At 73.9% G+C, this 13,414-nt stretch carries 11 protein-coding genes; 4 read left to right on the plus strand and 7 right to left on the minus strand.

The window, feature by feature from the left end:
• Window positions 1–143: 143 nt before the first annotated feature.
• Window positions 144–998, minus strand: coding sequence for an NmrA/HSCARG family protein (locus ACFYMP_RS27755; protein WP_388862662.1), 855 nt, complete (start codon window positions 996–998; stop codon window positions 144–146).
• 286 nt (window positions 999–1,284) lie between these two features.
• On the opposite strand from ACFYMP_RS27755, the gene ACFYMP_RS27760 reads away from it, so the two are divergent.
• From ACFYMP_RS27760 to ACFYMP_RS27775, 4 genes are all read left to right on the plus strand, one after another.
• Complete coding sequence (locus ACFYMP_RS27760) at window positions 1,285–1,605, plus strand: GNAT family N-acetyltransferase (protein ID WP_388862664.1); 321 nt, start codon at window positions 1,285–1,287, stop codon at window positions 1,603–1,605.
• A gap of 259 nt (window positions 1,606–1,864) precedes the next feature.
• The gene (locus tag ACFYMP_RS27765) at window positions 1,865–4,258 is read left to right on the plus strand and encodes a phosphoketolase (RefSeq protein WP_388862666.1); all 2,394 of its coding nucleotides are present in this window, start codon (window positions 1,865–1,867) and stop codon (window positions 4,256–4,258) included.
• A 154-nt stretch (window positions 4,259–4,412) separates the two neighbouring features.
• On the plus strand, window positions 4,413–5,825 hold the full coding sequence (locus ACFYMP_RS27770) for an MFS transporter (protein ID WP_388862805.1): 1,413 nt from the start codon (window positions 4,413–4,415) through the stop codon (window positions 5,823–5,825).
• A gap of 67 nt (window positions 5,826–5,892) precedes the next feature.
• Window positions 5,893–6,438 carry an isochorismatase family protein gene (locus ACFYMP_RS27775; protein ID WP_388862668.1) on the plus strand — a complete coding sequence of 182 codons (546 nt, stop codon included), beginning with the start codon at window positions 5,893–5,895 and terminating at the stop codon, window positions 6,436–6,438.
• On the opposite strand, the gene mnhG is transcribed toward ACFYMP_RS27775, so the two are convergent.
• The 6 genes from mnhG to ACFYMP_RS27805 are packed head-to-tail and all read right to left on the minus strand — an operon-like array spanning window position 6,416 to window position 12,997.
• A complete protein-coding gene (gene mnhG / locus ACFYMP_RS27780) occupies window positions 6,416–6,775 on the minus strand; it encodes a monovalent cation/H(+) antiporter subunit G (RefSeq protein WP_388862670.1) in 360 nt (119 codons plus the stop codon). The two genes, ACFYMP_RS27775 and mnhG, sit on opposite strands and share 23 nt — an antisense overlap.
• A gap of 55 nt (window positions 6,776–6,830) precedes the next feature.
• On the minus strand, window positions 6,831–7,148 hold the full coding sequence (locus ACFYMP_RS27785; RefSeq protein WP_388862672.1) for a monovalent cation/H+ antiporter complex subunit F: 318 nt from the start codon (window positions 7,146–7,148) through the stop codon (window positions 6,831–6,833).
• A complete protein-coding gene (locus tag ACFYMP_RS27790) occupies window positions 7,145–7,753 on the minus strand; it encodes a Na+/H+ antiporter subunit E (RefSeq protein WP_388862674.1) in 609 nt (202 codons plus the stop codon). Before ACFYMP_RS27790 ends, ACFYMP_RS27785 begins: the two co-directional genes overlap by 4 nt.
• Window positions 7,750–9,363, minus strand: coding sequence for a Na+/H+ antiporter subunit D (locus tag ACFYMP_RS27795; protein WP_388862676.1), 1,614 nt, complete (start codon window positions 9,361–9,363; stop codon window positions 7,750–7,752). Before ACFYMP_RS27795 ends, ACFYMP_RS27790 begins: the two co-directional genes overlap by 4 nt.
• Window positions 9,360–10,085, minus strand: a complete 726-nt coding sequence (locus ACFYMP_RS27800) for a Na(+)/H(+) antiporter subunit C (RefSeq protein ID WP_388862678.1) — start codon at window positions 10,083–10,085, stop codon at window positions 9,360–9,362. The genes ACFYMP_RS27795 and ACFYMP_RS27800 overlap by 4 nt, the downstream gene beginning before the upstream one ends.
• Complete coding sequence (locus ACFYMP_RS27805; protein ID WP_388862680.1) at window positions 10,082–12,997, minus strand: Na+/H+ antiporter subunit A; 2,916 nt, start codon at window positions 12,995–12,997, stop codon at window positions 10,082–10,084. Before ACFYMP_RS27805 ends, ACFYMP_RS27800 begins: the two co-directional genes overlap by 4 nt.
• Between the last annotated feature and the right edge of the window lie 417 nt (window positions 12,998–13,414).

Consider the following 13,414-nt stretch of genomic DNA (forward strand, 5'->3'; position numbering starts at 1 on the left):
GGGGGGCCGGGGGGGCCCCGGCGGGGGGGGGGCGGGGGGGGGGGGGGGGGGGGGGGGGGCCCGGGGGGGGGGGGGGGGGGGGGGCCCCCCCCCGCCCCGCCCCCCCCCCACCGCCGTGTCGTCCTGCTTGCCGCGGCCCGCGTTCAGCTGCCCGGGACCGGCCAGTGCTGTCCGGCCGCCCAGTCGGCGAACGAGTTCCACCCGACGTCGGGGAACTCGGCGTGCAGCGCCGGGATGTCCACCTGATAGCCGACCTCGGTGAGATACGTGTACATCGCCCCCATGTCGGGGCTCGCGCGCACGACGGACTCCAGGGGGATCTGCCGGAAGCTGACGGGCCCGCCGGCCGCCCGGCCGATGGCACGGGCCATCTGCGCGGGGGTCGGGTCGTCGCCGGCGATCTCGATGCGCCTCCCCCGGTAACGCTCGGGGTCGGCGAGCACGGCGGCCACGACCCGCCCCAGGTCGCGTCGGGCGACCTGCTGGAGCGGGAGATCGGGCGGCAGCGCCATGGTGATCTCGCCGTCCGCGATCTCCTGGACCTCACCGAAGACGTTGTCGAAGAAGTAGGTGGGGGCGACGACGGTGGCGGACAGGCCGGAGGCCGCGAGGACGCGCTCGGTGTGCGCCTTGCTGTCGAAGTGCGGGATGCCGGTGTCACGGTCGGCGCTCGCGACGGAGGCCATGACGAGGTGCGGGAGCGCGGAGCGCGCCGCGGCGTCGACGATGGCGACGCCCTGGGCCTTCTCCGCCTCGAAACCCGACTCGAAGGGGGTGGTGACGGCGAAGGCGGCGGCGGCGCCCTGGAAGGCGGCGGCCAGCGAGTCGGTGTCGGAGAGGTCGGCGCGCACCACCTCGACGCCGGAGGAGGCGAGTCCCCGGGCGCGGGCCTCCCCGGGGTCGCGTACGACGGCGCGTACGGACCGTCCGGCCTCGCGCAGGGCGTTGAGCACGGCGCCCCCCTGACCTCCGGTGGCCCCCAGAACCGCGATCTTCATGTGGTCGTCCTCCCTGGTGCGGATCGTCCGCCCGGTGGCGCCAGGCGCGCGCTGCACCACTCTCCGACGGGCGGTGGGGCCGGGCCAGGGGACCCGGGCCGAACGGATGAGCGGCCCGCGAGGAGCAACCCGTCAGTGCTCGGCCTCCCGCCGCGCGGGCCCCGGGCGCCCCTGCGTCCGGCTCAGGCGAACGGCGCCGTCCGGCTCGCGCGGTGCGCCCGCGCGGGTCAGGCTGGTGCCCGTCAGCGCCGCCTCGTGCGGCGGGCTGCGACAGTGAGGCGGGCCGATGGGTGAGCGCGGTACGCGGCCGGTGGAGGTCACCGACGACCCCGGGACAAGCAGGTACAAGGCGCGGCTGGGCCAGGAACTCGCGGGCTTCGCGCAGTACGTCGACTCGGAGGGGCTGATCGCCTTCGTGCACACCGTGGTGGACCCGGCGTACGAGGGGCAGGGCGTGGGCAGCGCCCTCGTGCGGACCTCACTGGACGCGGCGCGCGCCTCGGGCACACCGGTCCTCGCGGTGTGCCCGTTCTACGCGGGGTGGATCGCCCGCCATCCCGCGTACCAGGACCTGCTGTACCGCGAGGAGAGCCGGGTCCGCGACTGACGGTGGCCTGCCGGGCGGGCGGACGCCTGGTCAGGAAAGGTTTGCACGGGGGCGCGGGAGGCGGTGCGCGCGGGCCCACCGCACATCCCCCGTCGCACGTCCGCGGCGGCCGGTGCGGGAAACACGGAGGCTGGACGATGGGCGGCGGGCCTGTCGGGGTACCGGGGGTGGGAAGTGCGGTCCGCGCCGTCGCGGGCCGAGGCGGCCGGGGTTCCCGCCGCCGGCCGATTCCAGTGGTAGACGTGCCGGAAGGCTTGCGATGCAGGAGTTCACGTACGAGACACCGACCGCCCTCGCGCCCGAGCTGCCGGAGGACGAACTCCGCTCGCTGCTCGCGCACTGGCGGGCGGCCAACTACCTGGCGGTCGGCCAGATCTATCTCATGGCCAACCCGCTGCTGCGCGAGGAGCTGCGGCCCGAGCACGTCAAGCCGCGCCTGCTGGGCCACTGGGGCACCGTCCCGGGCCTGAACCTCGTGTACACCCACCTGAACCGGCTGATCCGGCTGCGCCGGCAGAACGCGCTGTGCGTGTGGGGGCCCGGACACGGCGGGCCCGGGGTGCTGGCCAACTGCTGGCTGGAGGGCAGTTACTCCGAGATCTACCCGGACGTGAGCCGGGACGAGCCGGGCATGCGACGGCTGTTCAAGCAGTTCTCCTTCCCCGGCGGGGTGCCCAGTCACGTGGCCCCGGACGTGCCCGGCTCCATCCACGAGGGTGGTGAGCTGGGCTACTCGCTGCTGCACGCGTACGGGGCCGCCTTCGACCGTCCCGACCTGCTGGTGACCTGTGTGGTGGGCGACGGGGAGGCGGAGACGGGCCCGCTGGCGGCCTCCTGGCACTCCAACAAGTTCCTCGACCCGGCACACGACGGCGCGGTGCTGCCGGTCCTGCACCTCAACGGGTACAAGATCGCCAATCCGACGATCCTCGCCCGGCTCCCGCAGACCGAGCTCTACGACCTGATGCGGGGGCTCGGCTACCGGCCCATCGAGGTCGCGGGCGACGATCCGGAGGAGGTGCACCGGCTGATGGCGGGCGCGCTGGCGCAGGCGGTCGGCCGGATCGACGAGATCCAGGCCGAGGCGCGCCGGGGCCGTTCCACGGAGCGCGCCCACTGGCCGATGATCATCCTGCGCACGCCGAAGGGCTGGACCGGGCCCGCCGAGGTGGACGGGCTGCCGGTCGAGGGCACGTGGCGCGCCCATCAGGTCCCGCTCTCCCAGGTGCGTGAGAACCCGGAGCACCTGCGGATGCTGGAGCGGTGGATGCGCTCGTACGGGCCCGAGGACCTGTTCGACGCGGAGGGCCGGCCGCGCCCGCAGGTGCTGGAGTGCCTCCCGGAGGGCGATCTGCGGCTGGGCGCGAACCCGGTGGCCAACGGCGGCCGGCTCCTCAGGTCGCTGCCCACTCCCCCGCTGGAGCGGCACGCGGCACACTTCGACGGCCCCGGCACGACGACCCACGAGGCGACGCGGGTGCTCGGCCACTATCTCGCCGACATCATGCGGGAGACGGCCGGCCGCCGCGACTTCCGGCTCGTGGGCCCGGACGAGACGGCCTCCAACCGGCTCGAAGGGGTGTACGAGGAGACCGGGAAGACCTGGCAGGAGGAGATCCTGCCGGTCGACGAGCACCTGACGCGGGACGGCCGGGTCATGGAGGTCCTGTCGGAGCACCTGTGCCAGGGCTGGCTGGAGGGGTATCTGCTGACCGGCCGGCACGGGGTGTTCTCCACCTACGAGGCGTTCGCGCACATCGTGGACTCGATGGCCAACCAGCACATCAAGTGGCTGCGCACGAGCCGCGCACTGCCGTGGCGGGCCCCGCTCGCCTCGCTCAACTACCTGCTGACCTCGCACGTGTGGCGGCAGGACCACAACGGTTTCTCGCACCAGGACCCCGGCTTCATCGACCATGTGCTCAACAAGAGCCCCGAGGTCGTCCGGGTCTACCTGCCGCCGGACGCGAACACGACCCTGGTGACCGCCGAACAGGCGCTCGCGAGCCGCGACAACGTCAACGTGATCGTCGCGGGGAAGAACCCGCGGTTCGACTGGCTGACCCTCGACGAGGCGCGTGGGCACTGCGCGCGGGGCGCCGGTATCTGGGAGTGGGCCGGGACCGAGGGCGGCCGGGTGCCGGAGGTGGTGCTCGCGTGCGCCGGGGACGCGCCGACCCTGGAGATCCTGGCCGCCGCGCAACTGCTGCGGCAGCGGCTGCCGGAGCTGGCCGTGCGGGTCGTCAACGTCGTGGACCTCGCGCGGCTCATGACGGAGAAGGAACACCCGCACGGCATGCCGGACTTCGACTTCGACGGGCTGTTCACCCGCGACCGGCCGGTGATCTTCGCGTACCACGGGTACCCCTGGCTCGTGCACCGGCTGGCCTACCGCCGGTCCGTCCACCCGCACCTGCACGTACGCGGCTACCGGGAGCGCGGGACGACGACGACCCCCTTCGACATGGTGGTCCTCAACGACATGGACCGCTACCGGCTGGTCATGGACGTGATCGACCGGGTTCCGGGGCTGGCCCAGCGGGCGGCGGGCCTGCGGCAGGAGATGGCGGACACCCGTACCCGCCACCGCGCCTACGTACGGGAGCACGGCGAGGACCTGCCCGAGGTCACCGACTGGCGATGGGAGGGCTGAGCGGCGTGCCGGCGAGGGAGAGCACAGGAGCGGTTTGGCGGGGAGCCGGCCGGTGGACCGGGTGAACGGCCCGCCGGACGCCGGGGGCGGGCGGCTCGCCCTGGCCTCGGCGCGGGGCCGCTGGGTACTGGCCTGTGCGGTGCTCGCGTCGGGGATGGCGATGCTCGACGGCACCGTCGTCAATGTGGCGTTGCCGCGTATCGGCGCGGACCTCGGCACCTCCCTGTCGACCCTCCAGTGGGTCGTCAACGCCTACATGCTGACGCTGTCGGCGCTGCTGCTGCTCGGCGGGGCGCTCGGCGACCGGCTCGGGCGGCGGCGGACGCTGCTGGTGGGGGTCGTGTGGTTCGCGGCGGCCTCGGTACTGTGCGGAATCGCGCGGGACGGGACCCTGCTCATCGCGGCGCGCGCCCTCCAGGGCATCGGGGGCGCGCTGCTGACGCCGGGCTCGCTGGCGCTCGTGCGCTCGTCCTTCCGCACGGAGGACCAGGCGAAGGCGGTCGGCGCCTGGTCGGGGCTGACCGGTGTCGCGGGGGCGGTGGGGCCCTTCCTCGGCGGCTGGCTCATCGACGGCCCCGGCTGGCGGTGGATCTTCCTGATCAACGTGCCGCTGGGCGCGGTGGTCCTGGCGATCGCCCTGCGCCACGTGCCCGAGAGCCGGGACCCGTCGACGGCCGGCCGGCGTTTCGACGTGCTCGGCGCGGCTCTCGGGGCGGCCTTCCTCGCGGGCATCAGCTACGCCCTGATCACGGCGCCGGGCGCGGCGGTGTCCGAGGTCGCGCTCCCCGCGCTGTTCGGGCTCGCGGCGGGGGTGGCCTTCCTGGTGGTGGAACGGCGCGGCCGCAATCCGATGCTGCCGCTCGGCCTGTTCTCCTCACGGCTGTTCAGCGTGACGAACCTGATGACGCTGTGCCTGTACGCGGCGATCGGCGGGGTGCTGTTCCTGCTGCCCGTCCAGTTGCAGAACGGCCTCGGCTACGACGCCCTGGAGGCCGGGGTCGCGACGTTGCCGATCACCGTGCTCATGCTCGTGCTGTCGGCCTGGTCGGGGGATCTGGCGCGGCGTGTGGGGCCGGGGGTGCCGCTCGTGGCGGGTCCGCTGATCGGCGCGGTGGGGGCGCTGCTGATGCTGCGGATCAGCCCCGGTTCCTCGTACTTCTCCGGTGTCCTGCCCGCCGTCGCGGTGCTCGGCCTCGGGATGAGCACCTTCGTCGCCCCGCTGACGGCGACGGTGCTGGCCTCGGTGGAGGAGGAGCGGGCGGGGCTGGCGAGCGGGGTCAACAACACGGCGGCGCGGATCGCCCAGTTGCTGGTCGTCGCGGCGCTGCCGCTCGCGGTGGGGCTGTCCGACAACGCCTACCGGGACGCGTCGGCGGTGAACACGGCCTTCCACCGGGCCGCGTTCGGCATGGCGGGCCTGCTGGTCCTCGCGGCGGTACTCGCGGCGCTGTTCGTGCGCCGGCCCGCCCCGGAGGGCGGAAAGCGGCCCGCCGGCCCGCAGTGCCGTACGCACGCCGGGCTGTCCGCCCCGCCCCTGGAGCCGGGCGGGCGGGAGGGCAGCCGCTGAGCGGCCTCGCCCGGCGCAGCGGGGAAACCGGTTGGCGCCTTCGGCGCGGGTGTCTAGCGTGGCGCCCATGACCTCCGTCCTGCTCCTGATCGACCTCCAGCGCTCGGTGTTCGCCCCGCCCGACCCGGTACCCGACGCGGCCGGGCTGCGGGAGGCGGTGGCCGCGCTGCTGGCCGGGGCGCGGGCCTCGGGCACGCGGGTGATCCACGTACGGCACAACGATCCGCGTCAGGCGGGGTGTGTGCCCGGCAGCCACGGCTGGCACCTGGAGCATGCGGCGCGCGAGGACGAGCCGGTGGTCGACAAGAGGCGGGCGGACGCCTTCGAGGAGACGGGGCTCGCGGGCCTGCTGCCCGCCGGGGTCACGGTGACGGTCGCGGGCGTCGCGAGCGGCCTCTGTGTCCGGGCGACGGTTCTCTCGGCCCTGCGCCGGGGCCATCCGGTCCGCCTCGTGCGGGGCGCGCACGCGGACTGGGACGGCGAGGTGCCCGCCGCGCTCACGCGGCGCGCCGTGGAGCGGGAGTTGTCGGCGGCCGGAGCGCGTCTCGTACCGCTCGCCCAGGCCGTCGTGCCGGTCCGCGAGGCCCTCTCTAGTCGCCCTCGCCGTCGCTGAGCTGCGGGTCGAGGTCGTCGCGTACCAGATCGCGGGAGCCGGTCTGCGCGGTGCGGTAGGCGGAGCGGGCGACGAGGTGCGAGGCGACGGGGCTGGTGAGGAACTGGAAGAACACGACGAGCGCGAGGGTGCCGATGTCGATGCCGTTGCGCAGCCGCAGCGCGACACCGACCAGGACGAGCAGCATCCCGAGGGTCTGGGGTTTGGTCGCGGCGTGGCTGCGGGCGAGCACGTCCGGCAGCCGGAGCATGCCGATGACTCCCAGGAGGCACTGGAAGCAGCCGGAGAACAGCAGCAGGGCCCCCGCCAGGTCGGCGACCTGTGCTCCCACGCTCATCGCTCGTCCTTTCGCGTCGTGGTCGTGGACCGGCGCGCCGCCGCGGCGCCGCGCCTCACCGGGTCACGTCCTTGCCGTCCCCGCGCCGTGGCGGCCGGTCGCGGACGGCGATGAAGCGGGCGATGCCCACGGAGCCGGTGAAGCCGAGGAAGGCGAGCACGAGCATCACCGGGAAGTAGAAGGGGTCCATGTCCAGCGCGGACTTGGCGCCGATCCCGGCGATGATGAGGGCCGCGACGACGTCGAGGGCGACGGCGCGGTCGAGCATCGAGGGGCCGCGCCAGATACGGATCACGATGAGGGCCCCGGCCAGCAGGATCATGCAGCCCGCGGCGATGATCAGGCCCCTCTCGACGGAGTGCAGCGCGCTCACGGTGACGGGTTGCCTTCCGGTCGGGGCGGGTTGCTGACGGCCTCGATGTCCTCGGCGGTGCCGAAGGCGCGGGCGGTGAGTTCCTCCATGCGCCATACGGAGCGCCGCGCCCGTTCGATCTGCTCGGGGTCGTCGGCGTCCAGGACGTGCAGGAACAGGGTGGCCGTCGCACGCCGTACCTCGACGACGGAGCCGCCGGGCACGTTGGAGACGGCCACGGCGGTGGCGGCGAGCATGAGATCGCTGCGGCAGCGCAGCGGGACGGCGACGACGGCCGCGTGGAAGGGGCCCCGGGAGAAGATCTTCCCGGTCACCTCGACGCTGGAGGAGAACATGTCGTACAGCAGGTAGCCGAGGAAGCGCAGGATGCCCAGGGGCCGCAGTCGCAGCCCGAGATCGACGGCGGGCAGCGGGAACGCGAGGCACAGCAGGAAGCCGACGACGAGCCCGTTGATCAGGTTGGCCCAGGACAGGGTGCCCCACAGCAGTACCCAGATGACGGTGAGCCAGGCGATGAGGGGCAGGTCCAGGACGCGGCGGCTGGTGCCCCCGCCGATGGTCCAGCTGTAGGGCGAGCGTCTGCGGCCCCGGAACAGGATGCTCATGGTCCGAGCACCGCCTCGATGTAGGGGGAACGGGTGAGCAGTTCACCGGCGGCGCGGTCGGCGAGACTGGTGAGCGGGCCGCCGAGGACGGTGTAGAGCAGGCCGAGGCAGACGGCCCCGGCGGTCGCGACAGTCATGGTGCGCGGCAGCCGGCTGGTGGTGGTGACGGCCCGTCCGCTCAGGGTCGCGGCGACCGCGCGGCCCGCCGGTTCGGGGCGGGTCGTCTCGTCGTCGCCCTCGTCGTCGTCCTCGTCGGACTCCAGGAGGACGCCCTCGGCGATCTGGCCGGGCGGGGCCTCGCGCCAGAACGCGAGGTTCCAGATCTTCGCCATGACGTAGAGGGTGAGCAGGCTGGTGGCGGCGGAACCGGCGACGAGGACCCACGCCCAGGCGCCACCGTTCTCGACGCCGGCCCGCATGAGCCCGAGCTTGCCGATGAAGCCGGACAGCGGCGGGATGCCGGCGAGGTTCATCGCGGGGACGAAGAACAGCACGGCGAGCAGCGGTGCCGAGCGCGCGAGGCCGCCGAGCCGGGTGAGTTCGGTGGTGCCGCCGCGCCGTTCGATGAGGCCGGTGACGAGGAACAGCGTCGTCTGCACGGTGATGTGGTGGGCGACGTAGACGATGGCGCCGCCGAGCCCGGCCCGGGAGGCGAGGCCGATGCCGAAGACCATGTACCCGATGTGGCTGATGAGGGTGAAGGACAGCAGCCGTTTCAGGTCGGTCTGGGCGACGGCGCCGAGGACGCCGATCACCATCGAGGCGAGCGCGGCGAGCAGCAGCAGGTCGCCGAGGCGGTGTCCGGGGAACAGCAGGGTCTGGGTGCGCAGCATCGAGTAGACGCCGACCTTGGTGAGCAGCCCGGCGAACACGGCGGTCACGGGCGCGGGCGCCGTCGGGTAGGAGTCGGGCAGCCACGCGGCGAGCGGGAAGACGGCGGCCTTGATGGCGAAGACGGTGAGCAGCATCGCCTCCAGCAGGGTGCGCACCCCGACGGGCACGTCCTGCAAGCGCAGGGCGAGCTGTGCCAGGTTCACCGTGCCCCCCGCCGAGTAGGCCATGGCGATCGCGATGAGGAAGAGCACCGAGGAGAACAGCGAGATGATCACGTACGTGGAACCGGCGCGGATGCGGGGCGCGGTGCCGCCGACGGTGAGCAGGACGAAACTCGCGACGAGCATGATCTCGAAGCCGACGTAGAGGTTGACGAGGTCCCCGGCGAGGAAGGTGCAGGAGACTCCGGCGACGAGGATGAGGTAGGCGGGGTGGAACACGCCGAGCGGCGTCTCGTCGTCCCGGTCGGCCATGCCCTGCCCGAGCGAGTACACGAGGACCAGCAACGTCACGGCCGAGGACACGGTGAGCATGAGGCCGGAGAGCCGGTCGGCGACGAGGGTGATGCCGAGCGGCGGGGCGAAGTCGCCGAGGTTGACGGCGAGGGGGCCCGTGCGGTCCGCCTCGACCAGGAGGACCACGGCCAGTACGAGGACGGCGCCGAGCACGGCGACGCTGATGAGGCGCTGGAGGCGGTGCAGCCGGGGCCCGATGGCGAGTTTGAGTCCGGTGACGCACAGCGGCAGCAGCACGGGCAGGGGGACGAGGGCGTTCACCGTGCACCTTCCTGTCCGGGTCCTGCGGGGTGGTCGGGCGGGCGGGGGCGCCCGGGGTCGCGGTCGTGCTCGTCCGGGTCGTCGGCGGGACCGGGCCCCGAGGGGCCCTCCCCCGGTGCGGGCGGCTCCTGCGGGCCCGGGTCGTCGCCGTCCGTGTAGTCCTCCGGATCGGCGCCGAGCACGTCGTTCCACAGGTCGCCCGAGGCGTCGCGGGCACGGGCCTGATAGGCGCGGTCGGCGCGCAGCCGGGCACGCAGTCGTTTGCGCTCCGCGCGGTAGCGGGCGCGCTGTCCTGGGGTCCTGCCGCGTTCGGCGCGGGCCTCGCGGTAGCGGGCGCGCAGTTGGCTGCGCGCGTCGAGGACCTCGGCGCGCAGCGCGACGAGCCGGTCCTCGGTGTCGTCGCTGATCTCGTCGGTGCCGCTGACCTGTTGGCTGCGGTAGGCCATGGCGAGCAGGAAGGCGGTGGTGGCGAGGGTGATGACGATCGCGGTGAGGGCGATGGCCTGCGGCAGCGGGTCGGTGACGCGGTTGCGGATGACGTCGGGGTAGAGCAGCGGGGCGGCGCCGGCCGCGCCCGTCGAGGTGAGGATCAGCAGGTTGACGCCGTTGCCGAGGACGACGGTGCCGAGCAGGATGCGGGTCAGGGAGCGGGTGAGGACGAGGATTCCGCCGACCGCGCACAGGACGGCGGCGGCGACGAGCAGGCTGAGGCTGACCGTCATCGGCCGCCCCCGTGGCCCTCTGCGGCACGCAGCGCGGCGAGCCGTTCGATCTGCCGGTCGACCTTGCCGCCGAGGGCGCGCACGATGTCGAGGACGACGCCGAGGACGAGGAGGTAGACCCCGCAGTCGAACAGGAGCGCCGTGGACGCGTGGACCTCTCCGAAGAGCGGGACGTGGCCGTGCCAGGTCCCGCCGTGCAGGACGGTGCCCTCGGCGAGTCCGCCCAGCGCGACCCCGGTCGAGACGACCAGGCCGAGGCCGGTGAAGAGCCCGGGGCCGAAGGGCGCGGCCTCGGCGAGTTCGTAGCGTCCGCCCGCGAGGTAGCGGGTGATGAAGGCGAGCCCGGCCACGAGTCCGGCGACGAAGCCGCCGCCCGGCATGTTCTCGGCGCAGAACAGCAGGTAGACGGAGAGCACGAGGATCGGGTGGTAGACGAGGCGGGCGACGACCTCGAAGACGACGGACCGGTGTTCGGGCGCGAGGGTCCTGCCCGCGGCCAGCCAGGTGCGTCCGGGAGCGCCCTCGTCGCCCTCGGGGAGCCCGGCGAGGTCACCGTGCGACTGGGTCCAGGCGGTGCGCAGTCCGGTGCCGGCCGTCTCACGGGGGGCGGGTTCGGGCAGCGGATCGTCACGGTCGGTGCGCCGGTGCAGGTAGATGAGGCTGGTGACGCCGATCGCGGCGGCGGCCAGGACGCTGGACTCGCCCATGGTGTCCCAGGAGCGGAGGTCGACGAGAATGGTGGCGACGACGTCCTTGAGCCCGTGGTGGTCGGTCTCCTCGACCATGGCGGCACCGGCGAAGTCGCCGCGGCGGGCCCCGGCCATGATCCACACGACGACGGCGACGGCGGCGGCCCCGCCGAGGGCGACCGGCATCCGCACGGTCCGGCGCCAGCGGGTGAAGTTCTCCTCGAAGTACACGGGCATCCGGCGCAGGACGAGGACGAACACGAGCATCGACACGGTCTCGACGCAGAACTGGGTCAGGGCGAGGTCGGGGGCGCCCTGGACGACGAACAGCAGGGCGGTGCCGTAGCCGGTCAGCCCGGCGAGTACGACGGCCTTCATCCGGCGCCGCACGCCCAGAGACAGCAGGGCGACCGTGCAGGTCAGGACAGTGACCGCGGCCTGGGCGGGGTTGTCCCACAGGCGGGGGGCGGGGGCACCGCGCCACGGGGAGTCGACGGCGAGCACGGCGATCTGCCCGGCGAGCACCACGGCGAGGGTAGTGGCGAGGTACACGGACAGGGAGCCGCGCTGGACGAATCCGGTGCACTGGAGGGCGGTGCGTTCCAGGCCCAGCAGAATCCGGCCGAACTCGCGGTCGGCGGAACGCCAGGCGAGGAGCCGGCCGAGGCGGGCGACGGGCCGGCCGGCCAGGAACAGGCCGAGTCCGCCGGCCCAGGCGAGGGCGGAGAGCAGCAGCGCGGGGCCCCAGCCGTGCCAGAGAGCCAGGTGGTAGGGGTGGGCCGGGGCCGGGAAGCCGGCGGCGTAGGCGCTGAGGAGGTGGTCCGTCCAGCCCACACCGGGCCCGAGCACGAGGCAGAGGCAGGCGAGGAGGGCGGGGGCGGCGAGGAAGGCCCGGGGGACGGGGTGCGTCGCGGTGTCGTGGTGTCCCGGTTTACGGGCGAAGGCACCCCACAGGTAGCGCAGCGTGTAGGCGGTGGTGAGCGCGGAGCCGACGACGGCCGCCGCCAGCGCCCACCGGTCGGCCGCCGAGCCGTCGAGCAGCGTCTGGAACGCCGCCTCCTTCGCGGCGAAGCCGAGCATCGGCGGCACGGCGGCCATCGACAGCCCGGCGACGAGGGCGACGGCGCACACGGCGGGCAGCCGCCGGGCCAGTCCGGACAGGCCGCGCAGGTCCCGGGTACCTGCCGCGTGGTCGATGATCCCGGTCACCAGGAACAGCGGCGCCTTGAACAGGGCGTGCGCGAGGATCATCACGACGGCGGCGACCCCGGTGTCGTAGTGGCCCGCCCCGGCCAGCACGGTGAGGAAGCCGAGCTGGCTCACGGTCCCGTAGGCGAGGACGAGCTTCAGGTCGTGCAGGCGCAGCGCCCGCCAGCCGCCGAGCAGCATGGTCGCGGAGCCGAGGATCAGCAGCAGCGGCCGCCAGGGCGTGACGTCGGCGAAGGCGGGGGCGAGCCGCGCGACGAGGTACACACCGCCCTTGACCATCGCGGCGGCGTGCAGGTAGGCGCTGACCGGGGTGGGCGCGGCCATGGCGTTGGGCAGCCACAGGCTGAACGGCCAGATCGCGGACTTCGACAGGGCGCCGCACAGGACCAGGACGACGGCGGTGGAGACGGCGGCGGAGGACGCCGGGGGGTGGGCGATCAGCTCGGACAGCCGGTAGGTGTGGGCGGCCTGTCCCAGGATCAGGAAGCCGACGAGCATGGCGAGCCCGCCCATGGTGGTGACCGTGAGGGCCTGGAGCGCGGAGCGCCGGTTCTGTTTCACGCCGCTGTGCTGGCCGATGAGCAGGAACGAGAAGACGGTCGTCAGTTCCCAGAAGACGTACAGCAGGATCAGGTCGTCGGCGAGGACGAGACCGAGCATGGCGCCCGCGAAGGCGAGCAGGTTGCCGGCGAACCGGCCGAGCTGCGGGGTGCGGTCCGGGAAGTACGAGGCGCAGTACAGCAGGACGAGAGCGCCGACGCCGCCCACGAGCAGCACCATGAGTTCGCCGAGCGCGTCGAGGCGCAGCGCGAACTCGACGCCGTAGTCGGGCAGCCACCGCCACGAGCTGCCGCGGGCCTCTCCGTCCGCGGTGCCCCGCCACTGCGCCCCGGCCCAGATCGCGGCGGCGGCCGGCGGCAGCGCGAGCACCACGAAGGCACGGGTGCCGAGCCGGCGCACCAGCGGCGAGGCGAACAGGGCCAGCGCGAAGTGGCAGGCGATGAGCGCGGTCATACGGCTTCGGCACGGGGGCCGAGCGGTGCGGCGGGGGCAGGACGAACGGACGGAAAAGCCACGCGACAGTGATATATCGGCCGGGCCCCCAGGGGCGGACCGGCACGCCGCTCGGCGGCCCGCCGTCCACGCTCCCGCACCCGCGCGCCCGCCGCCGCCTGCCCTTCGGCGCCGTTTCGGCGCCTCGCCCGGCACCCGTTCGGCGGCACGGTCCGGCCGGAGCGGAGGGCGCCGGGGCGGAGGGCGTCCGGGCCCGCCGCCTGGCCGTGTGGCGCCTGGTCCAGGCCGTCCGCTCCCCCACGTCGAACGCGACGGTCCGCTCCGTGCCCGCGCCACCGGCCACGCGGCGCCCTCTCCACGCTTCGGCGGGCGCCGACTGCGCTCCGCGGCCCGGTGTCCTGGCACGCGCGTGAACGG

This window comes from Streptomyces sp. NPDC007088, assembly GCF_042869355.1.
Classification (GTDB): Bacteria; Actinomycetota; Actinomycetes; order Streptomycetales; family Streptomycetaceae; genus Streptomyces.

Excerpts from the sequence above, each read along its gene's own strand:
- ACFYMP_RS27760 (WP_388862664.1), top strand. The coding sequence starts at position 1,285 with ATGGGTGAGCGCGGTACGCGGCCGGTGGAGGTCACCGACGACCCCGGG.
- ACFYMP_RS27805 (WP_388862680.1), bottom strand. The coding sequence starts at position 12,997 with ATGACCGCGCTCATCGCCTGCCACTTCGCGCTGGCCCTGTTCGCCTCG.
- ACFYMP_RS27800 (WP_388862678.1), bottom strand. The coding sequence starts at position 10,085 with ATGACGGTCAGCCTCAGCCTGCTCGTCGCCGCCGCCGTCCTGTGCGCG.
- ACFYMP_RS27765 (WP_388862666.1), top strand. The coding sequence starts at position 1,865 with ATGCAGGAGTTCACGTACGAGACACCGACCGCCCTCGCGCCCGAGCTG.
- ACFYMP_RS27790 (WP_388862674.1), bottom strand. The coding sequence starts at position 7,753 with ATGAGCATCCTGTTCCGGGGCCGCAGACGCTCGCCCTACAGCTGGACC.
- ACFYMP_RS27775 (WP_388862668.1), top strand. The coding sequence starts at position 5,893 with ATGACCTCCGTCCTGCTCCTGATCGACCTCCAGCGCTCGGTGTTCGCC.
- mnhG (WP_388862670.1), bottom strand. The coding sequence starts at position 6,775 with ATGAGCGTGGGAGCACAGGTCGCCGACCTGGCGGGGGCCCTGCTGCTG.
- ACFYMP_RS27770 (WP_388862805.1), top strand. The coding sequence starts at position 4,413 with ATGGCGATGCTCGACGGCACCGTCGTCAATGTGGCGTTGCCGCGTATC.
- ACFYMP_RS27755 (WP_388862662.1), bottom strand. The coding sequence starts at position 998 with ATGAAGATCGCGGTTCTGGGGGCCACCGGAGGTCAGGGGGGCGCCGTG.